Origin of the sequence: Micromonospora sp. LOL_025 (genome assembly GCF_048060285.1) — a bacterium.
Lineage (GTDB): Bacteria > Actinomycetota > Actinomycetes > Mycobacteriales > Micromonosporaceae > Micromonospora.
In genome coordinates this window covers 243,452-268,103 of record NZ_JBHMIR010000002.1, presented here as the reverse complement: position 1 = coordinate 268,103, position 24,652 = coordinate 243,452, and the positions used below count along the sequence as shown (strand labels likewise).

Annotated in this window: 17 protein-coding genes; 12 read left to right on the top strand and 5 right to left on the bottom strand. The window is 74.6% G+C overall.

Annotation, left to right across the window (positions count from 1 at the left end; translation table 11 throughout):
* The first annotated feature begins 72 nt into the window (after window positions 1-72).
* On the top strand, window positions 73-3,687 hold the full coding sequence (locus ACFHW0_RS03925; protein ID WP_416605509.1) for an ATP-binding cassette domain-containing protein: 3,615 nt from the start codon (window positions 73-75) through the stop codon (window positions 3,685-3,687).
* Window positions 3,688-3,828: 141 nt separating this feature from the next.
* Here the strand turns inward: ACFHW0_RS03925 and ACFHW0_RS03920 are convergent, their stop codons facing one another.
* From ACFHW0_RS03920 to ACFHW0_RS03905, 4 genes are all read right to left on the bottom strand, one after another.
* The gene (locus ACFHW0_RS03920) at window positions 3,829-4,896 is read right to left on the bottom strand and encodes an NADH:flavin oxidoreductase/NADH oxidase (RefSeq protein WP_416605508.1); all 1,068 of its coding nucleotides are present in this window, start codon (window positions 4,894-4,896) and stop codon (window positions 3,829-3,831) included.
* Window positions 4,897-5,051: 155 nt separating this feature from the next.
* Entirely contained in the window at window positions 5,052-6,356 is a 1,305-nt protein-coding gene (locus ACFHW0_RS03915; RefSeq protein WP_416605737.1) for a dicarboxylate/amino acid:cation symporter, read from the bottom strand.
* 258 nt (window positions 6,357-6,614) lie between these two features.
* Window positions 6,615-7,250, bottom strand: coding sequence for a DUF998 domain-containing protein (locus ACFHW0_RS03910; RefSeq protein ID WP_416605507.1), 636 nt, complete (start codon window positions 7,248-7,250; stop codon window positions 6,615-6,617).
* Window positions 7,243-8,208, bottom strand: a complete 966-nt coding sequence (locus tag ACFHW0_RS03905) for a glutathione S-transferase family protein (RefSeq protein ID WP_416605505.1) — start codon at window positions 8,206-8,208, stop codon at window positions 7,243-7,245. The genes ACFHW0_RS03910 and ACFHW0_RS03905 overlap by 8 nt, the downstream gene beginning before the upstream one ends.
* 107 nt (window positions 8,209-8,315) lie before the next feature.
* On the opposite strand from ACFHW0_RS03905, the gene pcaF reads away from it, so the two are divergent.
* The 9 genes from pcaF to ACFHW0_RS03860 all read left to right on the top strand — a co-directional run bounded on the left by pcaF (window position 8,316) and on the right by ACFHW0_RS03860 (window position 22,591).
* Window positions 8,316-9,518, top strand: coding sequence for a 3-oxoadipyl-CoA thiolase (pcaF, locus tag ACFHW0_RS03900; protein ID WP_416605504.1), 1,203 nt, complete (start codon window positions 8,316-8,318; stop codon window positions 9,516-9,518).
* Window positions 9,519-9,899: 381 nt separating this feature from the next.
* Entirely contained in the window at window positions 9,900-10,718 is an 819-nt protein-coding gene (locus ACFHW0_RS03895) for an SAM-dependent methyltransferase (RefSeq protein ID WP_416605503.1), read from the top strand.
* A gap of 4 nt (window positions 10,719-10,722) precedes the next feature.
* Complete coding sequence (locus tag ACFHW0_RS03890) at window positions 10,723-12,897, top strand: putative bifunctional diguanylate cyclase/phosphodiesterase (protein ID WP_416605502.1); 2,175 nt, start codon at window positions 10,723-10,725, stop codon at window positions 12,895-12,897.
* Window positions 12,894-13,394 (top strand): DUF456 domain-containing protein, encoded by a 501-nt coding sequence (locus ACFHW0_RS03885; RefSeq protein WP_121396062.1) that lies wholly within the window; start codon window positions 12,894-12,896, stop codon window positions 13,392-13,394. The genes ACFHW0_RS03890 and ACFHW0_RS03885 overlap by 4 nt, the downstream gene beginning before the upstream one ends.
* Before the next feature lie 856 nt (window positions 13,395-14,250).
* Entirely contained in the window at window positions 14,251-15,612 is a 1,362-nt protein-coding gene (locus ACFHW0_RS03880; RefSeq protein WP_416605500.1) for a glutamine synthetase family protein, read from the top strand.
* A gap of 131 nt (window positions 15,613-15,743) precedes the next feature.
* Window positions 15,744-17,099, top strand: a complete 1,356-nt coding sequence (locus ACFHW0_RS03875; protein WP_416605499.1) for an aldehyde dehydrogenase family protein — start codon at window positions 15,744-15,746, stop codon at window positions 17,097-17,099.
* 4 nt (window positions 17,100-17,103) lie between these two features.
* Entirely contained in the window at window positions 17,104-17,871 is a 768-nt protein-coding gene (locus ACFHW0_RS03870; RefSeq protein ID WP_416605498.1) for a 3-oxoacyl-ACP reductase, read from the top strand.
* On the top strand, window positions 17,868-18,581 hold the full coding sequence (locus tag ACFHW0_RS03865; protein ID WP_416605496.1) for a gamma-glutamyl-gamma-aminobutyrate hydrolase family protein: 714 nt from the start codon (window positions 17,868-17,870) through the stop codon (window positions 18,579-18,581). Before ACFHW0_RS03870 ends, ACFHW0_RS03865 begins: the two co-directional genes overlap by 4 nt.
* Before the next feature lie 317 nt (window positions 18,582-18,898).
* Window positions 18,899-22,591 (top strand): SpoIIE family protein phosphatase, encoded by a 3,693-nt coding sequence (locus ACFHW0_RS03860; RefSeq protein WP_416605495.1) that lies wholly within the window; start codon window positions 18,899-18,901, stop codon window positions 22,589-22,591.
* A 66-nt stretch (window positions 22,592-22,657) separates the two neighbouring features.
* Here the strand turns inward: ACFHW0_RS03860 and ACFHW0_RS03855 are convergent, their stop codons facing one another.
* On the bottom strand, window positions 22,658-22,975 hold the full coding sequence (locus ACFHW0_RS03855; RefSeq protein WP_416605493.1) for an STAS domain-containing protein: 318 nt from the start codon (window positions 22,973-22,975) through the stop codon (window positions 22,658-22,660).
* Between the two features lie 95 nt (window positions 22,976-23,070).
* Here ACFHW0_RS03855 and map point away from each other — a divergent pair, with 95 nt between their 5' ends.
* Window positions 23,071-23,928 (top strand): type I methionyl aminopeptidase, encoded by an 858-nt coding sequence (gene map, locus ACFHW0_RS03850; RefSeq protein ID WP_416605491.1) that lies wholly within the window; start codon window positions 23,071-23,073, stop codon window positions 23,926-23,928.
* Window positions 23,925-24,641: a VIT1/CCC1 transporter family protein gene (locus ACFHW0_RS03845; RefSeq protein WP_366638438.1), complete on the top strand. Its 717-nt coding sequence runs from the start codon at window positions 23,925-23,927 to the stop codon at window positions 24,639-24,641. Before map ends, ACFHW0_RS03845 begins: the two co-directional genes overlap by 4 nt.
* The last annotated feature ends 11 nt before the right edge of the window (window positions 24,642-24,652 follow it).

The window sequence follows — 24,652 nt, the reverse complement described above, 5'->3', positions numbered from 1 at the left end:
TAAATGCGTTGAACCGGCCGGCTCCACCGACCAGGCTGGATGCTCCGCCCGCTTGCCCGAAGGGACTTCGTCATGCGTCTGCTCCGGGACATGTGGGCCACCTCGCCCCGCCGAATGACGCTCGTGACCTGCCTGATCGTGCTCGGTGCCGGCGGCCAGGCCGCCGCCGCCGCGCTGGCCGGCCCCGTCCTGGTGCACCGCGCCGCCGGGTTCTTCGCGCTGCTCGCCGTGGCGCTGGTCGCCGCCGTCCTCACCGACCTCGCGGTGAGCCTGCTGATGGCCGGGCTGACCGCCGACTGGTCCGCCGACGTGCGGCGCCGGCTGTGCCGGGTCGCGCTCGGGCAGGACCTGCCGACCCTGGAGACCACCCCGGTCGGCGAGCTGCTCGACCGCATCGACGGCGACGTCTACCAGGTCGCCGCCGCGGTGCGCAACCAGGGCGTACGGATCGCGCAGGGGCTGGCCGCGGGCGTGCTGTCGACCGCCGTCGCCCTCGCGGTGTGGTGGCCGGCCGGCGTCGGGATGCTGCTGCTCACCGTGCTGCTGGCTGTCGGCCTGCGCAAGCCCACCGCGCGGATCGGTCCGGCCCGGATGGCCGAGGAGGAGGCCTGGTCGGACCTCGCCGCCGTGATGGAGGAGGCCATCCACGGCCAGGACGACGTGCGTACCAGCCTCGCCCGGCCGTACGTGCTGCGCCTCTACGCCCGGCGGGCCGCCGAGGTGCTCAGTCGCGGGGTGCGGGTGTGGCGGATGTCGGCCCAGGTCACCACCGTGGCCGCCGGCGTGATCCGGGCCGGGATCGCGGCTGTGGTGCTCGGCGGTGCGTGGGCGCTGGTCACCGGCCGGGTCGACGGCGCCCGCCTCACCGCGATCTGGCTGCTCGCCGTCGGATTCGGCATGACCGTCGAGCACGTCAGCCGGATGGTCCCCGAACTCCAGTACGCCCTCGGGGCGTGGGGACGGGTGCAGCTGCTGGCGAACTCCCCGCAGGAACCCGAGGGCGGGGCCGCCCCGGCCGAGGGGGATCTGGTGGTGCGGGGCCTCACCTTCCGCTACGCGGGTGCCGACGACGGGCGCGGACCCGCGCTGCGCGGCGTCGACCTGACCTTCACGCGGGGCCGCTCGTACGCCCTGGTCGGCCGGACCGGCTCCGGCAAGTCGACCCTGGCCAAGGTGCTCACCCGGGCCGTCGACGTGCCGCCCGGGACGGTCTTCCTGGCCGGCGACGACGTGTGCGGCCTCGACGTCGAGGCGCTGCGCCGGTGGATCGCCGTGGTGCCGCAGCGCACCGAGATCCTCGCCGGGACCCTCGCCGAGAACGTCGCGCTGTTCGATCCGGACCTGCTCGACGCCGCCGCCCGGGCGCTGCGCGAGCTGGGGCTGGACGGCTGGATCGCCGAGCTGCCCGCCGGCCTGGACACCCGGCTGGGCGACGGCGGGCACGTGCTCTCGGCGGGCCAGGAGCAGTTGGTCGCCTTCGCCCGGATCCTGGTGCGCGACCCGCACGTGGTGATCCTCGACGAGGCCACCGCCCGCCTCGACCCGGTGACCGAGGCGCGGGTGCAGCAGGCCACCGAGCGGTTGCTGCGCGACCGGATCGGCATCGTCATCGCGCACCGCCTCTCCTCCGTGCGCCGCTGCGACGAGGTGGTGGTGATGGCCGACGGCGCGGTGGTCGAGGCCGGGCCGCTGCACTCCTCGGTACGCTTCGCCGAGCTGCTCGCCACCAGCCACGCCACCGCGTACGCCCACGCGGCGCCGGGCCGCTCGGGCGGGGTGGACCTGCTGACCGGCCCGTCGGACCCGTGGCCGCCCGCGGGCCCGGACGAGGCCCTCCCGCCGGCCGCGCCCCCGGCCGTGCCGCCGCTCGTCCCGCCGGTCACGCTCCTGGCCGGCGCGCCCCCGGACGGGTCGTCCGCCGCGACCCCGACGGAGTCCTCGGCCGCGCCGCCGGTCGGGTCGGCCGAGGACGGGACGGGCACGTCCCGCAAGGCCGGGGAGCCGTCCCTGCGGGGGGTACGGGGGCTGCGGGAGATCCTGCGGCTCTGCGTCAACGACGCGCGGTACGGACTCGCCTCGCTCTCGCTGTTCCTGCTGCTCGTGCTCCTCGGGCTGGAGGGACCGGTGCTGCCCTGGCTCTGGGCCGACCTGGTCGACGGCACCGGCGACCCGTGGAAGCCGGCGCTGGGGATCGTCCTCGGCCTGCTGGTGACCCTGCCGGTGCCGTACGTCAACGGCCTGCGGTTCCCGCAGTGGTGGGTCCGGCAGATGCTGCGGATCAGCCTGCGCCTGGTGCACGGCCAGACCGGGCCCCGCCGGGTCAGCGGACACACCCCGGCCGAGGTGGTGGCCCAGGGCGGCGACACCGAGCGGGTGGTGCAGCTCGCCGACAACGTGATGGACCAGGGGATCTCGCTCCTGCTCCTGGTCACCATGACCGCCGTCACCGGGAGCGTGGTGCCGGGGCTCTTCTTCGCGGGCACGATGCTGGTCTCCGGGCTGGCCGCGACGCTCTTCGGCCCCAATCTGGAGCGCTCCGCCCGGGCCACCGTCGCGGCCCGGGCCGCGTTCGCCACCGCGCTGGTCTCCTCGCTGTCGGCCGCCCGTACGGTCAAACTCGCCGGGGCCACCCGCCCGGTGCTGGCCCACCTGGCCGACCTCGACGTGGTCCGCAGCGACCGGCAACGCCGGGAGATCTCGGTGCAGGTCTGGTCCCGGTCGACCCCGTCGCTGGTCAGCGGCCTGTTGCCGATCGGTGCCTGGGCGCTGTTCCTGGCCGGGCAGCTGTCGGCCGGCGCCACGCTGGTGGCGGTCGCCACCCTGGCCGCCGCCCGCTGGTTCGCCTGGACGACGGCCTCGCTGATCTCGCAGATCCCGTCGGCCCGGGTGTGGACCCGGCGGACGGTGGCGATGACCGGCGTGGAGGCGTACTCGGCGGCGGTGCCGGAGGTGGACCTGGGCGCGGGGACCGCCCCGGCGCCCGTCGTGCCGCCCCGGCACCCGCTGCGCCGGCTGGAGCTGACCGGCTTCGGCGTCCGGCACACCGACGGGACGGTGGCCGTACGCGACGTCGACCTGACGGTGGAACGCGGCCAGTTGGTGCTGGTCGTCGGCCCGGTCGGCGCGGGCAAGTCGTCGCTGCTGCGGGCGCTGGCCGGCATCGCGCCGCACACCGGCCGACTGACCTGGAACGGCGATCCGGTCACCGAGCCGGAACTGTTCCTGCGTCCCCACCAGGTGGGCTACGTCGGCCAGCTGCCCCGGGTGCTCTCCGGCACGGTCGCGGACAACATCACCCTCGGCCACCAGGTGGACGCCGCGGCGGCGGTGTCGACCGCCCAGCTCGACCACGACCTGGCCGCGGCCGGGGGCGGGCTCGGGCTGTTGATCGGGCACAAGGGCACCCGGCTCTCGGGCGGGCAGTTGCAGCGCCTCGCACTGGCCCGGGCGCTCGCCCCGCGTACCGAGCTGCTGGTGGCCGACGACGTGTCCTCGGCGCTGGACGTCACCACCGAGCTGGCGTTGTGGCAGGCGCTACGCGAGCACGGCGTGACCGTGGTGGGTTCGACCTCGAAGCGCGCCGCCCTGGTCCGGGCCGACCACGTCGTGGTCCTCCGCTCGGGCACGGTCGCCGCCCAGGGCCCCTGGCGCGACCTGGAACCCCACTGGTCCCATCTGGCCGGCTGACCCACCCCCACCCCCATGCCCGCCCCACCTCCACCCCCGCCCCACCCCCGCCCGCGTCGATCATGAGGTTGGCGGCACGGATGGAGATCGACATCGCCGCCAACCTCATGATCGACGGGGGCGGGGGAAGGAGGGTGGGGGTCAGGTGGCGCGGGCGTACTGGTCGGGCCAGGTGGGGGTGGCGCCGAGCTTGGCGGCGGCCCGGTGCGGCCAGTACGGGTCCCGCAGGAGTTCCCGTCCGAGTAGGACCAGGTCGGCGTCGCCGGTCGCGACGATCTCCTCGGCCTGCTCCGGCTCGACGATCAGGCCGACGGCGCCGGTGGCCACCCCCGACTCCCGGCGCACCCGGGCGGCCAGCGGCACCTGGTAGCCCGGGCCGACCGGAATGGTCGCGGTGGCCGACGCGCCGCCCGAGGAGCAGTCGACCAGGTCCACCCCGGCGGCGGCCAGCTCGCCGGCGAGCACCACGCTGTCCTCGGCCGTCCAGCCCGTCGGCTCCCAGTCGGTGGCCGAGATGCGGGTCAGCACGGGTACGTCCTCGCCGACCGCAGCGCGCACCGCCCGCGCCACCTCCAGCGTGAGCCGCATCCGGCCGGAGCGGTCCCCGCCCCAGCCGTCGTCGCGGTGGTTCGTCAGCGGCGAGAGGAACTCGTGCAGCAGGTAGCCGTGCGCGGCGTGGATCTCCACGCCCGCGAACCCGGCGTCGACCGCCCGGCCGGCCGCCGCTGCGAACGCCTCGACGACGCCGGCGATGCCCGTCTCGTCCAGCGCGGTCGGCACCCGGTAGTCGGGCACGAACGGCGCGGACCCCGGACCGACCGGCGTCCAGCCGCCCTCGGCGTCGGGTACCCCGCCCCGCCGGGGCGCCCACGGCCGGTACGTCGACGCCTTGAACCCGGCGTGCGCGAGCTGCACGACCGGCACCGCGCCGTGCGCGGCGACGAACGCGGTAACCGGCCGCCATGCGTCGACGTGCGCCCCGGACCAGAGCCCGGTGTCCTGCGGGCTGATCCGCCCCTCGGGCAGTACGGCGGTGGCCTCGGTCATCACCAGGCCCGCGCCGCCGACCGCCCGGGCGCCCAGGTGCACCAGGTGCCAGTCGGTGGGCAGGCCGTCCGGTCCGGCGGCGTACTGGCACATCGGCGCCAGGGCGATCCGGTTGGGTAGGGTCACGCTGCGCAGGGTGAGCGGGGTGAACAGGACACTCATGCGGTCATCCTCTCGGACGCGGGCGGGGACCCCGGGGCGGGGCCTCCCGACTCGTCGGGGTCGCGCCGGGCGGCTCGGCCGCGGGCGGCTCAGGCCCGCCGCGAGCGCCGGAGCGGTTCAGGCCCGCCCCGGGCGCCCGCGGGCGTTCCGGCGGCTCAGGCCGGGACGGGGCTCAGCTCCTCCGAGCGGCGCGGGCCGTCGGCGTCGGCGTCCGCCGGGGCGAGCGGCGACCGCCGGCCCGCCGAGTCGTACGCGGCCCGGTCCAGGGTGCCCTCGCGGGCGGCGACGATCGTCGGCACCAGCGCCTGGCCGGCGACGTTGGTGGCGGTGCGGATCATGTCCAGGATCGGGTCGATCGCCAGCAGCAGGCCGGCGCCGGCCAGCGGCAGGCCCAGCGTGCTGAGCGTCAGGGTGAGCATCACGATCGCGCCGGTCAGGCCGGCGGTGGCCGCCGAACCGACCACCGAGACGAAGGCGATCAGCAGGTAGTCGGTGATCCCGAGGTCCATTCCGAAGACCTGGGCGACGAAGATCGCGGCCAGCGCCGGGTAGACCGCCGCGCAGCCGTCCATCTTCGTGGTGGCGCCGAACGGCACCGCGAAGGAGGCGTACTCGCGGGGGACGCCGAGGCGCTCGACCGAGCGCTGGGTCACCGGCATCGTGCCCACCGAGGAGCGGGAGACGAAGGCCAGCTCGATCGCGGGCCAGGCGCCGGCGAAGAAGCGCAGCGGGTTGAGCCGGCCGGCGCCCACCAGCAGCAGCGGGTAGACCACGAACAGCACGATCGCGCAGCCGACGTAGACGGCGGTGGTGAACTTGGCGAGCGGGGCCACCAGGTCCCAGCCGTACGAGGCGACGGCGTTGCCGATCAGGCCGAGGGTGCCGATCGGGGCGAGGCGGATGACCCACCACAGCGCCTTCTGAACGATCTCCAGCAGGGCGCGGTTGATCGCCACGAACGGCTCCGCGGGCTCGCCGACCAGCAGCGCCGCCGCGCCGACGACGAGGGCCAGGAAGACGATCTGGAGCACGTTGCCGTCGACGAACGCGCCGACCGGGTTGGTCGGCACGATGCCGGTGAGGAAGTCGGTCCACGAGCCGGTCCTCGTGGGCGCGGTGGCGCCGGCGGTGTCGAGGGTGACGCCGCGGCCCGGGTCGGTCAGCACACCGAGCCCGATGCCGACGCCCACCGCGATCAGCGCGGTGACGCCGAACCAGAGCAGGGTCTTCAGGGCCAGCCGGGCGGCGTTGGCCACCCCGCGCAGGCTGACCACGCTGACCACGATGGCGGTGAAGACCAGCGGCGGAACGGCCAGCTTGAGCAGCTGGACGAAGAGGCCGCCGACGGTGTCGAGGGTGCTGGTGAGCCAGCTGAGGTCGTTGGCGCGGGCGAGGAAGCCGAGCGCCACGCCGAGGACGAGGCCGAGCAGGATCTGCACGGAGAAGGGGATCTTGCGCAGGGCGGAAGCCATCAGGGTGAGTCCCAGGGTCTGGAGGTCGGAACGGGCAGCGTCAGGAGAGCGGCTGCGCCGGACAGACGCCGCTGGCCTGCAGTCGGAGGTCGACATACAGGCGCACGGTCAGGTGCCAGACGTTGGTCATCGCCCGCCGAGGATAACGCCGGCCGTCGATACTGCGGAAGGAGTCTCCGCGGTGACGCTCCTTACAGCAGGTGCAAGAAAGGACCGTTCCCCCATCCCAGGCGGCACACGTTGCCCTCACCGCCGGAGGGCGACGGCGGTCGCGGAGGTCGTACCCCACAGGACGGCCACCAGCAGCAGCAGCCGCTCCAGGACCGCGATCAGGCCGCCGCGCCCCACGAAGACCAGGGCCACGGCCGTCGCGCCCGCCAGCGGCAGGGCCACCGCCGCGGCCACCGCGGCCAGCCGGCGCAGCGCCGACGGCGCGGCCCGGGTGAGCGTGACCGCCAGCATCGCGAGGACCACCGCGGCCACCGCGAGGATGCTCGCCGCGCCGTGCACCAGGTCCGCCGCGGTGGCCCGCTCGAACGGCGGCAGCGGGCACCCGGCGCTGCACGTCACCGCCCCGGAGACCAGCGCGAAGACGCTCCCGGCCGCGAGCAGCGCGGCCGCCGCCCGCAACACCGGGGGCAGCGCCGCCGCGAGCAGCAGCAACCCGATCGCCAGGGCGAAGACCCCGATCCGGTACGCCGGTGCGTACGCGCTGTCGGTGACGCCCGCCTCGCTGACGTACCCCGTCAGGCCCGGCCCGGGACCGGCGACCACGGCGACGGTCACCGCGAGCGCGCCCCCGACGACGCAGGCGGCGGAGGCCGACGCGGCGGCGGCCCGGGGCGGTGCGGTGCGCGGGCCGGCCCGGCGCGGCTCAGCCACGCCCGTGCGGGGTGGTCCAGCCGGAGGTGTCGGGGCCCAGCGGGACGATCCCCGTCGGGTTGATCGCCGCGTGGGTGCCGTAGTAGTGCCGCTTGATGTGGTCGAAGTCGACCGTCTCGCCGAAGCCCGGGGTCTGGAACAGGTCCCGCGCGTACGCCCAGAGCACCGGCAGCTCGGTGAGCTTCTGCCGGTTGCACTTGAAGTGCCCGTGGTACGCCACGTCGAAGCGGACCAGGGTGGTGAACAGCCGCACGTCGGCCTCGGTGATCGCGTCGCCCATCAGGTAGCGCCGGCCCGCCAGCCGTTCCGACAGCGCGTCGAGCCGGGCGAACAGCGCCGTGAACGCCTCGTCGTACGCGGCCTGCGAGGTGGCGAAGCCGCACCGGTAGACCCCGTTGTTGACGTCCCGGTGGATCTCCGCCATCAGGGCGTCCAGCTCCGGCCGCAGCGTCTCCGGGTAGAGGTCGGGCGCCCCGGGCTTGTGCAGGCTGCGCCACTGGGTGGACAGATCCAGGGTCAGCTGCGGATAGTCGTTCGTGACCACCCGGCCGGTGCGCGTGTCGACCAGCGCCGGCACGGTGACCCGCCCGGTGTAGTCGGGATCGGTGGCCAGGTACGCCTCGGAGAGGAAGCCGATGCCGAGCACCGGGTCGAAGCCGTCGGGATCGAGGGCGAACCGCCAGCCCCGCTCGTCGCGGATCGGGTCGACCGTGCCGAGGGAGATCGCGTCCTCCAGGCCGAGCAGGCCGCGTACGATCCGGGCCCGGTGCGCCCACGGGCAGGCCCGGCACCAGATCAGCCGGTAGCGGCCCGGCTCCAGCGGCCACCGGCCCTGCGCGTCCGGCCCGCCACCGGGCGACGAGTCGGAGTCCGGGGTGACCCGACCGGTGAACCGGTTGGGCTGGCGGACGAACTCCCCGCCGCCGCTGGTCTCTGCGCTGAACTGGGCCCGGGCCATGCCGCCAACCTATCCGCTGCGCGCGCGGATATCCTGGCGGCCGGGCGTCCCCGCGACCCGGAACCGCCCGCCCCCCGCCCCTTCCCACCCCCCGAAGGATCGCGCTGATGACCGTGGCATACCTGGTGGCCGGTGTCCGCACCCCGATCGGCCGGTACGCCGGCGCCCTCGCCGGCGTCCGCCCCGACGACCTGGCCGCGCACGTGACCCGCGAGCTGGTCTCCCGACACCCGTCGGTGGACTGGGCGCGGGTGGACGACGTGATCCTGGGCTGCGCCAACCAGGCCGGCGAGGACAACCGCAACGTGGCCCGGATGGCGGCGCTGCTCGGCGGGCTGCCCGAGGAGGTGCCCGGCAGCACGGTCAACCGGCTCTGCGGCTCCGGCCTGGACGCCCTCGCCACCGCGGCCCGCTCCGTCGTCGCCGGCGAGGCGGACCTCGTGGTGGCCGGCGGGGTGGAGAGCATGAGCCGTGCCCCGTTCGTGATGCCGAAGGCGACCACCCCGTTCTCCCGCACCGCCGAGGTCTACGACACCACCATCGGCTGGCGGCTGGTCAACCCGCTGATGAAGAAGCAGTGGGGCATCGACTCCATGCCGGAGACGGCGGAGAACGTCGCCACCGAGTACGGCGTCGGCCGCGCCGAGCAGGACGAGTTCGCGTACCGGTCGCAGCAGCGGGCCGCGAAGGCGCAGGCCGACGGCCGGTTCGCCGAGGAGATCGTGCCGGTGACCGTGCCGGCGGGGCGGCGCGAGACCAGGCTCGTGGAGGTCGACGAGCACCCCCGGGAGACCTCGCTGGAGAAGCTCGCCGCGCTGCCCACCCCGTTCCGCGAGGGCGGCACGGTGACCGCCGGCAACTCGTCGGGCGTCAACGACGGCGCGGTGGCGCTGCTGGTCGCCTCGGAGGCGGCCGTGGCCCGCTACGGCCTCACCCCGCTGGCCCGGGTCGCCGGCGCCGCCGCGGCCGGCGTACCCCCGCGGGTGATGGGCGTCGGGCCGGTGCCGGCCACCCGGAAGCTGCTCGACCGCCTCGGCCTCGGCCTCGACGCGGTCGACGTGATCGAGCTGAACGAGGCGTTCGCGGCGCAGTCCGTCGCCGTGTTGCGCGAGCTGGGCCTGCCGACCGACGCCGAGCACGTCAACCCGAACGGCGGGGCGATCGCGCTCGGGCACCCGCTCGGCGCCAGCGGCGCCCGGCTGGCGCTGACGGCCGCGCTGGAGCTGCGCCGCCGGGGCGGGCGCCGGGCGCTGGCCACCATGTGCGTCGGCGTGGGGCAGGGCATCTCGCTGCTGCTGGAGTCCGCCTGACCCGTGAGCCGGGCTCCACGAGGGAGCCGGCCGGTCCCGCTCCGGCCGTGGCCGGCCTTCTCCGCGACGCGGCAGGACGCGGGGCCCAGGCGGGTAGCCGACCAGCGGGACCGGTGTGCGCGGGAGGGAGGTCGGTCGCCGGCCCGCCCGATCGACGCGCGGTGGCCGGACCGTGACTGGGTCGGTCCCCGGTGCGGTGTCCGGTCCGTGACGGACATCCGACGGGCCGACGAAGTGGGTCATGGGATCTCCCGGACCCGGGAGTTCCCGGCCTAGAGTGGTGAGCACCACACGACCCGCGGGTCGGCCGGTGCCCCGCGTGCCCCACGCACCCGGCACCGGCTCCCTCCCGCACCGCGGCGACGACCATGAGGTGCAGCAGTGCAGATGCCGGACGGACTTCCCGCCGAGATCGACCTCTCCCGGCCGAGCGCGGCCCGGGTGTACGACTACTTCCTCGGCGGGGCGCACAACTTCGAGATCGACCGGCAGCTGGCCGAGCAGATCGCCGGCATGACCCCGAACCTGGCGGCGACGATGCGCGCCGGCCGGGAGTTCCTGCGTCGCGCCGTACGCACGCTGCTCGACGCCGGCATCGACCAGTTCCTCGACATCGGCTCCGGCATCCCCACCGTGGGCAACGTGCACGAGGTCGCCCAGGCCGCCAACCCGAAGGCCCGGGTGGTCTACGTCGACATCGACCCGGTCGCGGTGGCGCACAGCCGGGAGCTGCTCGCCGGCGACGAACTGACCGGGGTGATCCACGGCGACCTGCGCGAGCCGGAGCGGATCCTGGTCGCGGCCCGTGACCTCGGGCTGCTCGACTTCAACCGGCCGCTCGGCATCCTGCTCGCCGGGGTGGTGCACTTCGTCGGAGACGCCGACCGCCCCGGCGACGTCCTGGCCACCCTCCGGGCCGCGGCGGCCCCGGGCAGCCACCTGGTCATCTCGCACTCCACGTTCGAGGACCAGCCGCAGGAGATGCTCGACGCGCAGCGGCTCTCGGCGCGTACCGACACCGAGATCACGCTGCGCTCCCGGGCCGAGGTGACGAGCTTCTTCGGCGACTGGACGCTCCTGGAGCCGGGCGTGGTGCACATGCCGCTGTGGCGCCCCGACTCGCCCTCCGACGTCGACGAGCACCCGGAGCGGTTCGGCGCCTTCGGCGGCGTCGCCCGGTACGACCAGCCCACCGCCTGAGCCGATGGCCGCCGTCCCGGAGCCCGGCGGCGACGACCTCAGCCGGTCGGGCGCCCAGCGGTACGCGGCCGAGTGGGCCCGGGCGGTGCGCCGGCTCGGTTTCGTGCCGCTCAGCGCGGCGGAGACCGAGCGCCTGCTGCACCTGCACACCGTCCGGCTGGCCCAGGCCCTGCTCGCCGAGCCCTTCTCGCCCCTGCCGGCCGAGGAGGTGGGGCGCGCGCTGGTCGAGGAGCATCTGACCGAGCCCCGCGTGCTCGACTGGTCGGTGCGGGCCCTCGGCGACCGGTTCCCCGCCCGGGTGGTGCCGGGCCGGGCCCACCGGGACGAGACGGCGCAACGGGTCGCGGCGTTGCAGGGCGGGCTCGCCGCCGGCTTCGCCCGCGCCCTGCGCGACCGTACCTTCGCCCAGCAGGAGCGGATCGCCCGCTCGGCCTGGCAGGCCCGCGACGACGTGGAGCAGGCCCTGCGGGACAGTGAGGCCCGGTTCCGGGCGGTCTTCGTGGGGGCGGCCACGGGGATCGGCATCGCCGGCGTCGACGGCCAGATCATCGACGTCAACCAGGCGTTCGCGGACATGCTCGGCTACTCCATCGAGGAGCTGCGGCAGACCAACGTGGCCGCGCTGTTCCACCCCGACGACGCCGCCGGGATGTGGGAGCTCTACCAGGAGTTGATCGAGGGCAAGCAGGACCGGGCCCGGGTGGAGAAGCGCTACTACCGCAAGGACGGCAGCGTGGTCTGGACGGACCTGTCCGTCTCGCTTATCCGCCACGACGACGGCCGGCCCCGGTTCACCGTCGCGATGATCGAGGACATCACCGAGCGGCACGAACTCCAGCAGCGGCTGCGCTTCCAGGCGCTGCACGACCCGCTCACGGGCCTGCCCAACCGGACCCTGTTCTTCGAGACGCTGGGCCGGGTCTTCGACGTCGCCGACGCGACCCGGCGGGTCGGGGTCTGCTTCCTCGACCTGGACGGCTTCAAGGCGGTCAACGACAGCCTCGGCCACGACCTCGGCGACCGGCTGCTCGTGGTGATCGCCAAGCGGCTGGCCGACTGCGTCGCGGGCCGCGGCCACCTCGTCGCCCGGATGGGTGGGGACGAGTTCGTCATCCTGGTCGACGACGGCGCCGGGATCGACGACGCGGTACGCGTCGCCGAGGTGGCCCTGGCGGCGGTCTCCGCCCCGGTCCGCATCGGCGAGCAGCAGCTCGCGGTGTCGGCGAGCGTCGGGATCGTCGAGTGCCCGGTCGGCGGGACGAGCGCCTCGGAGCTGATGAAGGCCGCGGACACCACGCTCTACTGGGCGAAGGCGGAGGGGCGGGGCCGGTGGGCGGTCTACGACCCGGAGCGCGGCGCCCGGGACATCGCCCGTTCCGCCCTGGCCGCCGGGCTGCCGGCGGCGCTGGACCGGGGCGAGTTCGTCGTGCACTACCAGCCGATCGTGTCCCTGGTGGAGGGCTCGATGCTGGCCGTGGAGGCGCTGGTCCGGTGGCAGCACCCGGAGCTGGGGCTGATCGGGCCGGACCGGTTCATCGGGCTCGCCGAGGAGACCGGCCTGATCGTCCGGCTCGGCGAGTGGGTGCTGCGCCAGGCCTGCCGGGACGCGGAGGCGTGGCGACGTGAGTTCCCCCGGGCCCAACTGGTGGTCAGCGTCAACCTGGCCGCCCGGCAGGCCGACGACCCGGGGATCGTGGACACCGTCGCCGACGCGCTGGCCTCCACCGGGCTGCCGGCGGACCTGCTGCAACTGGAGCTGACCGAGAGCGCGGTGATGGGCACCGCCGGGGAGCCGCTGCGGTCGCTGCACCGGCTGGCCGCCCTCGGCGTACGGATGGCGATCGACGACTTCGGCACCGGCTACTCCAATCTGGCGTACCTGCGCCGGTTGCCGATCCACTGCCTGAAGTTGGCCGGGCCGTTCGTCGAGGGCATCCGGGGCGAGGATGCCGAGGCGGCGCCCGACCACCGGGACGAACGGATCGTGGACGCGCTGGTCCGGCTGGCGCACGCGCTGGAGCTGTGGGTCACCGCCGAGGCGGTGGAGACCGGGGTGCAGGCCGAGCGGCTGCGCGCGCTGCGCTGCGACACCGGGCAGGGACGGTTCTTCGGCCCGCCCGCCCCGGCGGCGGAGATCACCGCCCGGTTGCGCGGCGACGACAGGGGAGCGACGGCATGAGCCTGACGGACAGCGAGGCGGCGGTCGCCGTACTGGCCGGGTTGGCGATCCTCGCCGGGCTCGCCGGGGTGGTGGTGCCCGGCCTGCCGGCGCTGCCGCTGTGCTGGGGCGGGGTGCTGGTCTGGGCGATCTTCGGCGGCGCCGGGCCCGGCCGCTGGGCGGTGCTCGCCGCGGCGACCGTGGTCGCCGCCGGCGGCACCGTCGTCAAGTACGCCTGGCCGGGGCGGAACCTGAAACGCACCGGGGTGCCCACCTCGTCGCTGCTCGCCGGTGGCCTGCTGGGGCTGGTCGGCTTCTTCGTGATCCCGGTGATCGGGCTGGTGCTCGGTTTCGTCGGCGGGGTGTGGGCGGCGGAACGGCTGCGGCTGGGCGACTCCCGGCTGGCCTGGCCGGCGACGAAGCAGGCGGTCGCGGCGGCCGGCCTGTCCATGCTGGTCGAGTTCCTCGCCGGTCTGCTCGTCGCCGCGCTCTGGGTGGCCGGCCTGCTGCTCACCTGAGACGGGCCGGGCCGGGCCGGGGCGGTGCGGGGCGCGGTGGTGCGGGTCCGGGCGGTGGGAGGCGGCGGCGTGGGGCGTGCGTCGGGTACGGCGCAGCGCCGTACGGTGAGAGAGAGGTGACGTGCCCCGCGCCGCCGCGTGCCGGGCGGTCCGAGCGCCCGGCGGTGGCCCGTCGCGATCGGGCCTGGTCACGGGCTCAAGCATGCGGCGCACGCGCCGGCACAGCAACGCAATTTGCCCGTCCGCCCATACCCGTCCGCCCGCTCACCCGTCTGCCTGCCCGTCTGCCCGCCCGGTGGCTTGGTCGCCGGCTCGTCCGCCCGTCCGCTCGCCCGCTCGCCCACCCACCCGCCGAACTGCCGGGTCGCCCGACCGGTCGGCGGGAGCGCCGGCGGGCCGGTCGCAGGGTTGTGGGCTTGCCGACCGCCTGTCGAGCTGCCCCGTCGGGCGGGGCACTCGGCTCGGCCCGGCCCGGCCCGTAATCCCCGGCGTGCCCGCCCGGCCCGGTCCGGCCCGACTTCCGTTGGTCCGGACCGGCCGGTCCGGCTCGGGCCGGTCCGGTCTGGTCCACTCGGTCCGGCCCACTTGGTTCGGCTCGGTCTGCGTGGTCTGGCTCGGCCCGGTGTGTGGTCTCTGCCCTGGTTCGGTGCAGCTCGGCTGGGCCGGGTGTGCGGTCTCTGCCCTGGTTCGGCTCGGTCCGGCTCGGCTCGCACGGTGCGCGCCGGTCTCATGGACGGGGCAGCTCGACAGGGCCTGTCGGCAACACCCGGCGCCCCGGGGGCGGTTGCCGGGGTGCCGGGCAGGGCATTGACGGTCAACCGGTTAGCCAGTAGACCTTGGTGATGGAGGCCCGCCGATGAGGAAAGCTCCGCTCACGTTGGAACAGTTGCGGGTCGCCGTCGCCGAGGGCGAGATCGACACCGTGGTGCTGGCCCTGGTTGACATGCAGGGCCGGTTGCAGGGCAAGCGGTTCCACGCGCCCTACTTCCTCGACGAGGTGGCCGCGCACGGCAGCGAGGGCTGCAACTACCTGCTGGCCGTCGACGTCGACATGAACACGGTCGACGGGTACGCGATGTCCAGCTGGGAACGCGGCTACGGCGACTTCGCCATGGTGCCGGACCTCGACACGCTGCGCCGGGTGCCCTGGCAGCCGGGCAGCGCGCTGCTCCTCGCCGACCTGGCCTGGCTGGACGGGTCCCCGGTGGTCGCCTCGCCCCGGCAGATCCTGCGGCGGCAACTCGACCGGCTGGCGGCGCACGGGCTGACCGCGTACGCCGGCACCGAGCTGGAGTTCGTACTGTTCCGCGACTCGTACGAGGACGCCTGGCGGCGCGGCTACCGGGACCTGACCCCGGCCAACCAGTACAACGTGGACTACTCCCTGCTCGGCACCGCCCGGGTGGAGCCGCTGCTGCGCCGCATCCGGCGGGAGATGGCCGGGGCGGGGCTCACCCCGGAGAGCGCGAAGGGGGAGTGCAACCTCGGTCAGCACGAGATCGCCTTCCGCTACGACGAGGCGGTGGCCTGCGCCGACCACCACGTGATCTACAAGAACGGGGCGAAGGAGATCGCCGCCCAGGAGGGCATGTCGATCACCTTCATGGCCAAGCCGAACGCGCGGGAGGGCAACTCCTGCCACATCCACTTCTCGCTGCGCGACGCCGACGGCCGCTCGGCCATGCTCGGCGACGGGCCGGCGCACCTGTCGACGACCGGGCAGCGGGTGCTGGCCGGGCTGCTGGCCACGATGCGCGAGTTCAGCCTCCTGTTCGCGCCGAACATCAACTCGTACAAGCGCTACCAGCCCGGGTCGTTCGCGCCCACCGCGCTGCGCTGGGGCACCGACAACCGCACCTGCGCGCTGCGGCTGGTCGGGCACGGCCAGGGCATGCGGGTGGAGAACCGGGTGCCGGGGGCGGACGTGAATCCGTACCTGGCGATCGCGGCACTCGTCGCGGGCGCGGTGCACGGCATCGAGCGGGAGCTGGAACTGGGCGAGGAGTGCACCGGCAACGCGTACGACGACCCGGCCGCCGACCGGGTCCCCGGCACGCTCCGCGACGCCCTGACCCTCTGGCAGGGCTCGACCGTGGCCGCCGAGGCGTTCGGCGACGAGGTGACGGCCCACTACGCCAACCAGGCACGGATCGAGCTGACGGCCTTCGACGCCGCCGTGACGGACTGGGAACTGATCCGTGGCTTCGAACGCCTCTGACCCCACCTCGCTCCGCGTCGATCATGGAGTTGTGGTGGGCGATCGGTGGCGATCCGTGGCTTTCGTGACGCACCAGAACTGCATGATCGACGCCGTGGGGCGTGGGGTGGCAGGGAGAGGGGAGGGTCGGTTTGAGTGAGGTGGTGGATCCGGCTACCGGGGAGGTCGTGGGGTTCGTGCCCGCCACGTCGGTCGGGGAGGTCGATGCGGCGATAGCGCGGGCGGACGCGGCCTTCCGGCACTGGCGGGGGGTGGCGCCGGGGGAGCGGGCGCGGGTGCTGCGGCGGTTCGCGGCGGTGGTCGACGCGCACCTGGAGGAACTGGCGCGGCTGGAGGTGCGCAACTCCGGGCACACGATCTCCAACGCGCGGTGGGAGGCGGGCAACGTCCGGGACGTCCTCGACTACTACGCGGGCGCGCCGGAGCGGCTGACCGGACGACAGATCCCGGTGCCGGGCGGCCTCGACGTGACGTTCCACGAGCCGCTCGGCGTGGTCGGGGTGATCGTGCCGTGGAACTTTCCCATGCCCATCGCCGCCTGGGGGTTCGCGCCGGCGCTCGCCGCCGGCAACACCGTGGTGCTCAAGCCCGCCGAGCTGACCCCGCTGACCGCGCTGCGCCTGGCCGAGCTGGCGCGCGAGGCGGGCGTGCCCGACGACGTGTTCACCGTGCTGCCGGGCGCCGGCTCCGTGGTGGGGGAGCGGTTCGTCACCCACCCCGCCGTCCGCAAGGTCTGCTTCACCGGCTCCACGCGGGTGGGCACCCGGATCATGGCCGGCTGCGCCGCGCAGGTGAAGCGGCTGACCCTGGAGCTGGGCGGCAAGAGCGCCAACCTCGTCTTCGCCGACGCCGACCTGGAGCGGGCGGCGGCCACCGCCCCGTACGCCGTCTTCGACAACGCCGGCCAGGACTGCTGCGCCCGGTCGCGGATCCTGGTCCAGCGGCCGGTGTACGACCGCTTCCTGGAGCTGCTCGAACCGGCGGTGCGCGCGCTGCGGGTGGAGGATCCGGCCCGGGACACCGCCGAGATGGGCCCGCTGATCTCCGCCGCCCAGCGCGACCGGGTGGCCGGGTACGTCGACGGGGCGAAGGTCGCCTTCACCGGCTCCCGCCCCGACGGCCCCGGCTTCTGGCACGCCCCGACGGTGCTGCTCGCCGACTCCACCGCGGACCGGCACTGGCGCGAGGAGATCTTCGGCCCGGTCGTCTCGGTGCTCCCGTTCGACGACGAGGCCGACGCGATCCGGCTCGCCAACGACACCGAGTACGGCCTGTCGGGCTCGGTCTGGACCCGGGACGTGGGCCGGGCGGTGCGGGTGGCGCGGGCCGTGGAGGCGGGCAACCTCAGCGTCAACTCGCACTCCTCGGTGCGGTACTGGACGCCGTTCGGCGGGATGAAGCGCTCCGGACTGGGCCGCGAGCTGGGCCCCGACGCGCTGCACGCCTTCACCGACGTCAAGAACGTGTTCATCGCAACGGAGGAGTGACAAGGTGCGGGGTCGTCTTGAGGACCGGGTGGCCGTGGTCACCGGAGCGGGCAGCGGGATCGGGCTGGCCACCGTGCGGCGGTTCGCCGCCGAGGGGGCCCGGGTGGTCTGCGTGGACGTCGACCCGGAGGCGGGTGGGCGGGCCGCCGAGGAGGTCGGCGGCGAGTTCGTCGCCACGGACGTCGCCGACGAGGCGGCCGTACGGGACCTCTTCGACGGGGTGGCCGAGCGGCACGGGCGGATCGACGTGGCGTTCAACAACGCCGGCATCTCCCCGCCGGAGGACGACTCCATCCTGACCACGGGGCTGGACGCCTGGGAGCGCGTGCTGCGGGTCAACACCACGAGCGTCTACCTCTGCTGCAAGCACGTCATCCCGCACATGCGCCGGCAGGGCCGGGGTTCGATCATCAACACCGCGTCGTTCGTGGCCCTGATGGGGGCGGCCACCTCGCAGATCGCGTACACGGCGAGCAAGGGCGGGGTGCTGGCGATGACGCGGGAGCTGGGCGTGCAGTTCGCCCGGGAGGGCATCCGGGTCAACGCGCTCTGCCCCGGCCCGGTCGCCACCCCGCTGCTGCTGGAACTCTTCGCCGCCGATCCGGAGCGGGCCGCCCGCCGGCTGGTGCACGTGCCGATGGGGCGGTTCGGGAAGCCGGAGGAGATCGCCGCGGCGGTGGCGTTCCTGGCCAGCGACGACTCGTCCTTCATGACCGCCGCGCAGTTCGTCGTCGACGGCGGCATCACCGGCGCGTACGTCACCCCGCAGTGAGCCGGCCACTGATCGGGATCACCGCGTACGTCGAGCCGGTCGGCTGGGGGGTGTGGCGGGACGTGCCGGCGGTGCTGCTGCCGGAGGCGTACGTCCGGGCGGTCACCGCGGCCGGGGGCCGGGCGGTGGTGCTGCCCCCGGACGACCGTGACCCGGACGTGCTGCGGGTGCTCGACGGGCTGGTCCTGGCCGGCGGCGCGGACGTCGACCCGGCCCGGTACGGCCAGCCGTCGGCGCCCCGCACGGAGAGCCGCCCCGAGCGCGACGCGGGCGAGTTGACCCTGCTCACCGCGGCGCTCGACACGGACCTGCCGGTGCTCGGCGTCTGCCGGGGGATGCAGCTGCTCGCCGTGGCCGCCGGCGGGTCGCTGCACCAGCACCTGCCGGACCTGGTGGGGCACGACCTGCACCGCCCCGCCCCCGGCGTCTACGGCGGGCACGGCGTGCGGTTCGCCCCGGGCAGCCTGGCCGCGACGGTGATGGCCGGGGTGGGTCAGGTCAACTCCTACCACCACCAGGCGGTGGCCGACCCGGGCCGGCTGACGGCGACGGGCTGGTCCGACGACGGGGTGGTCGAGGCGGTCGAGGATCCGCACCGGCCCTTCCTGCTCGGCGTGCAGTGGCACCCGGAGAACGAGCCCGACCCGCGACCGGTCGCCGCACTGGTCCGGGCGGCCCGGGAAGGCCGGGCCGGCCCGGCGCGTCGGTGACTCCCCTCCCTCCACCGTGCCTGCGGGCGGGTGGGGGTGTCGCACATCACAGTCGCCCGCCGGGCGGCGTCTGGCCGGCGCGGTATCGTCCCGTACACGGGACTGAAATGCCGCGCTGGTCCGGATTCGGGTGACCGGCCGTCCCGTGTGGATCCGGCCCCGCGACGCCCCTGCCGGGGAGCGGCGACCGGGTGTGGCGGACATGAACAGCGCACGGCGGGCGGTATGCGTTACGTTGCTCGTCCGTCGGGGTACCAAGCGGGCACGGCCGGTCGGATCACCGGGCCGAGGCGGTGATGGCCGGAGCGGGAGGAACTATGAGCTCGGCCCAGGGGGGCGTGGACGAGGGTTGCCCGTCCGAGGGAGGGCAGGCCGTCGAGTTCCCCCCGATGCTGGCCGCCGCCTTCGCCGGCGGCGGCGAGATGGGCGAGCTGATGGGCCGCCACGACTGGTCCACCCATCCGCTCGGCACCCCCGACCGCTGGCCGGCGACGCTCTGCTCGGCGATCGGCCTGATGCTCGCCTCCAGCGCGCAGATCGTCATGTTCTGGGGCGAGGACGAGCTCGCCTTCTACAACGACGCCTACCGCCCCACGATCGGTGGCAAGCACCCGGACGTGCTGGGTCAGCCGGCCCGCGAGCACTGGGCGGAGACCTGGAGCGTGCTCGGGCCGCTGCTGGAGGGCGTCCGGCGGGACAGCCGGTCGTACCGCGCGCAGGACCACCCCTTCCCGCTCGACCGGCGCGGTTTCCTGGAGGAGACGTACTTCGACGTCTCCTACGACCCGATCCTGGGCGCCGACGGCACCGTCGACGGTGTCTTCTGCATCGTCAACGAGACCACGGGCCGGGTGGTCGGGGAGCGCCGGCTGCGGCTGCTGGCCGAGCTGGGCACGGAACTGGCCGAGGTGGACAGCAGGCCCGAGCTGGGCCGGGTCGCCGCGGCGGTGCTCGACCGGCACCGGTCGGACGTGCCGTTCTCGCTGGTGTACCTGCCCGACGAGGCCGGCGACCTGGTCCTGACCGGGTGCGGCGGCGTCGGCCCCCGGGCGGTCGCCACGCCCTTGCCGGCGCGGCTCGCCGAGGTCACGGCCGCCGGCACCGCCGCCACCGTCGCCGTGACGGACCTGCTCACCGAGGCGCCGGCCGACGCGACCGGCGAGGCGCCGGCCGACGCGACCGGCGAGGCGCTGGTGCTGCCGGTCACCGCCGGCAACGAGACCGTGGGCATGCTGGCCGTCGGCGTCGCCCGCCGGCTGCCGCTCACCGACGAGTACCGGGACTTCTTCGACCTGGTCGCCGCGCAGATCTCCCGGGCCGTCGGGCGGCAGCAGGCGTACGAGCAGGAACGCACCCGCGCCGCCGAGCTGGCCGCCCTGGACCGGGCCAAGACCAACTTCTTCGCCAACGTCAGCCACGAGTTCCGCACCCCGCTGACCCTGGTGCTCGGCCCGCTGGAGGACCTGCTGGCCGACCCGGCGCTGCCCGAGGCGTACACCGACCGGCTCACCACCATGCACCGCAACGCGCTGCGGCTGCTCAAGCTGGTCAACACGGTGCTCGACTTCTCCCGGCTGGAGTCCGGGCGGCTGGCCGCCCGCTACCAGCCCACCGACCTCGCCGACTACACCGCCCGCCTGGCCAGCACGTTCCGGTCGGCCACCCAGCGGACCGGGCTGCGCCTGGTCGTGGACTGCCCGCCGCTGCCGGCGCCGGTCTTCGTGGACCGGGACATGTGGGAGAAGGTCGTCCTCAACCTGGTCTCGAACGCGGTGAAGTTCACCTTCGACGGCGAGATCCGGGTGCGGATCCGCGCGGTCGACGGGGCCGCCCGGCTGGAGGTCACCGACACCGGCGTCGGCATCGTGCCGGAGGAGCTGCCGCAGATCTTCGAGCGCTTCCACCGGGTGCCCGGGGTGCGTTCGCGCAGCCACGAGGGCACCGGGATCGGCCTGGCGCTGGTCCGCGAGCTAATCGAGATGCACGGCGGCGAGGTGGCCGTGCGCAGCGGCGTCGACGAGGGCAGCACGTTCACGGTGACCGTCCCGTTCGGCGCCGGGCACCTGCCGGCCGAGCGGGTCGTCGACGCCGGCCCTCCGGAGCAGGTCGAGCTGGCGCAGGCCGACCTCTACGTCGCGGAGACGGCGCTCTGGACCGGCGCCGCCGGGCCGACCGACGGTGCCGGGTCGACGCGGGGGAGCGGCGCCGCCGGCCGGATCCTGGTCGCCGACGACAACGCCGACCTGCGCGAGCACGTCACCCGGCTACTCGCCCCGTCCTGGGAGGTGGTCGCGGTCACCGATGGCGTGGAGGCGCTGCGGCACGCCGTCGACGGCTCGTTCGACCTGGTGCTGACCGACGTGATGATGCCCCGGCTCGACGGGTTCGGGCTGGTCGCCGCGTTGCGCGCGGATCCGCGTACCCGGCACGTGCCGATCGTGCTGCTCTCCGCCCGGGCCGGCTCCGCCGAGGAGGTCGCCGGGCTCGCGGTCGGCGCCGACGACTACCTCACGAAGCCCTTCTCCGGGCAGGAGCTGACCGCCCGGGTACGGGCCAACGTCGAGCTGGGCCAGCTCCGCGGTCAGATCATCCGTGGGCTGCGGTCCCTGGCCGACGCGGCGGTCGCGGTCAACACCGCCCGCTCCACGGCCGACGTCCTCCAGGTCGCCGCGCGGCACGCCCTGAGCCTCGCCGAGGCCGCCCGGGTGGTGGTCTCGGCCACCGGGATGCGCTTCGAGGCCGACGGCGGCGGGCTGGCCTCGATCGAGCCGTCCTTCGTGCTGCCGCTGACCGGCACCACCGGCGAACGGCTCGGCGAGCTGCGGGTCTGGCGCCCGGACGGTGACGGGGTCCACACCGACGAGGCCGCGCTCACCCAGCTCGCCCGGCTGGTCGGGGTGCGGCTGGAGAACGCCCAGCTCTACGAGGCCGAGCACCGCATCGCCACCACGCTCCAGCACAGCCTGCTGCCCCGGTCGCTGCCGCAGCTGCCGGGCGCCCTGGTGGCCAGCCGCTACCTGCCGGGCAGCGCCGACGTGGAGGTCGGCGGGGACTGGTACGACGTCGTCGCGCTCGGCGACGACGAGCTGGTGCTGGCGATCGGCGACGTCGTCGGCAAGGGCGTGCGGGCGGCCGCGGCGATGGGCCAGCTCCGCAACGCGCTGCGGGCGTACGTCCTGGAGGGCTTCGATCCCGGTGAGTCGCTGACCCGGCTCAACCGGCTCGTCGGCACCAACGAGGGGCGCTCCTTCGCGACGGTGTTCTGCCTGTGGTTCAGCCCCCGCACCGGCCGGATGCGCTACGCCAGCGCCGGTCACCCGTCCCCCCTGCTGATCCGAGGAGACGACGTGGCGTTCCTGCACGACCGGGCGCTCGGGCCGCCGGTCGGGGCGATCCCCGACACGGCCTACCGGACGGTCGAGGGCGAGCTGGCCGCCGGGAGCCGGCTGCTGCTCTACACCGACGGGCTGATCGAGGACCGGCAGCTCGGCATCGACGCCGCGCTGGCCACGCTGCGGCAGGACGCGGCCAGCCCCGGCGAGCACGTGACCGACCTGATCGACGCCGTGGTGCAGCGGATCGCCGGGCGGCCGTTGCGCGACGACGTCGCGGTGCTCGCCCTGGAGGCGGCGGAACTCAACCGGTTCGCGCTGCGGCTGCCGGCCGATCCCACCCGGCTCAGCGTGCTACGCAAGCGGCTGGAGGACTTCCTCGTCGCGCACCAGGTCAGCGAGACGGACCTGTTCGACCTGACGGTCGCCGTCTCCGAGGCCGCCGCCAACGCCATCGAGCACCCGGTCGAGCCGGCCGAGCCGACGATCAGCGTGGAGGTGACCATCGCCGACCGCACGGTGGTCGCCACGGTGCGCGACAGCGGCCGGTGGCGGGAGTCGACCGGATCGGGCTTCCGGGGGCGGGGGCTGTCGCTGATCGAGGCGCTGGGGGAGCTGGCGGTGAACCGTACCGCCGAGGGGACCGAGGTGACGTTGCGTCGACGGCTGGCGGACTGAGCGCGCGGCCGGCGGTCCTCGGCGCGCGGACCGGCGGTGCGGCGGCGGGCCCGGGGGCGGGAGGGCTCAGGCCGGGCGGAGCCAGGCCTGGTCGCCCAGGCCGGAGATGTCCAGCACCCGGTGGACCTGCCGCGACGGCAGCACGGTGAGCGTGCCGGGCAGGTGCTGGGCCAGCCGGACCACGGCGTGGATCGCCGCCGAGTCGAAGAAGGTGACCGCCCGGAGATCGAGCGTCACCCGCTCGGCCGACTCCCGCAGCGCGGTCTGGTACATGACGTCGGCGGTGGCCATGTCGACCTCGCCGGTGACCAGGACGTGGAGGTGGCCGCCGTCGATCTCCGCCTGGGCGGAGAAGACGGGAGACGTGCCACCCCCTTGATCCACGGAGCCACAATTGCACAGCGGACCGGGCACGGCAACAACCGCTCCGGGCGGGCGGTGGCGGGGGTCACCCCTCCGCGCGGCGATAAACTCGCGTCATGACCGTCCGTGCGCCGCTGACCCCAGGCACGCTCACCCCGTTACGGCCCGTGCCCGCCCACATCGTCCGCCCGGAGTACGTGGGCAAGAAGCGTCCCCAGGAGTGGCGCGGCTCGCACGTGCAGACACCGGAGACCATCGAGAAGATGCGGGTCGCCGGTCGGCTCGCGGCGCGGGCCACCCAGCTCGCCGGCGAGCACTGCAAGCCCGGCGTGACCACCGACGAGATCGACCGGGTCGTGCACGAGTTCCTCTGCGACCACGGCGCGTACCCGTCGACGCTGGGCTACAAGGGCTTCCCGAAGTCGTGCTGCACCAGCCTCAACGAGGTGATCTGCCACGGCATCCCCGACTCCACGGTGCTCGCCGACGGCGACATCATCAACGTCGACGTGACCGCCTACCTCGACGGGGTGCACGGCGACACGGACGCCACCTTCTGCGTCGGCGAGGTCAGCGAGGAGGCCCGGCTGCTGGTCGAGCGGACCCACGAGGCGATGATGCGCGGCATCCGCGCCGTCGCCCCGGGCCGCCAGATCAACGTGATCGGCCGGGTCATCGAGTCGTACGCGAAGCGCTTCGGCTACGGCGTCGTCCGCGACTTCACCGGCCACGGGATCGGCGAGGCGTTCCACAGCGGACTCTACGTGCCGCACTACGACAGCCCCCGCCCCACGGACGTGATGGAGCCGGGGATGACTTTCACCATCGAGCCGATGATCACCCTCGGCACCCACCAGTACGACATGTGGGACGACGGCTGGACCGTGGTGACGAAGGACCGCAGGTGGACGGCCCAGTTCGAGCACACCATCGTGGTGACCGAGGACGGGCACGAGATCCTCACGCTGCCGTGACGGACACCCCGGCGGCGCTGCGTGAGGCGCACCACGCGGACGTCTCCGGCGGCTGGCTGCGCCCCGCCGTCTTCGGGGCGATGGACGGGCTGGTCACCAACATCGCCCTGATCGCCGGGGTGGCGGGCGGCGGGGTGTCGCCCCGCAGCGTCGTGCTCACCGGCGTGGCCGGCCTGGTGGCCGGCGCCATCTCGATGGGGCTGGGGGAGTACACCAGCGTCCGCTCGGCGAACGAACAGGTCGCGGCCGAGGTCGCCAAGGAACGTCGCGAGCTGGAGCGGCACCCCGAGGCCGAGGCGCGCGAACTGGCCGAGGCGTGGGTCGCCCGGGGGCTGCCGCGCGACCTGGCCATGGAGGTCGCGCAGGCCGTCCGGCGCAACCCGCAGGAGGCGCTGCGGGTGCACGTCCGGGAGGAGCTCGGCGTCGACCCCGACGAGCAGCCCAGCCCCTGGGCGGCCGCGATCTCGTCGTTCCTGTTCTTCTCGGTCGGGGCGCTGGTGCCGCTGCTGACGTACCTGTTCGGCGCGACGAGCCTGTGGCTGGCGCTCGCGGTCGGCGGGCTCGGGCTCTTCGTGGCCGGGGCGGTGGTCGCCCGGTTCACCGCCCGGTCCTGGTGGTCCGGCGGTCTGCGTCAGCTCCTGCTCGGCGCGGCGGCGGCCGGCGCCACGTACCTCGTCGGCACCCTCATCGGCGTGCAGGGCGGGCTCGGCTGAGCGCGGGCCCT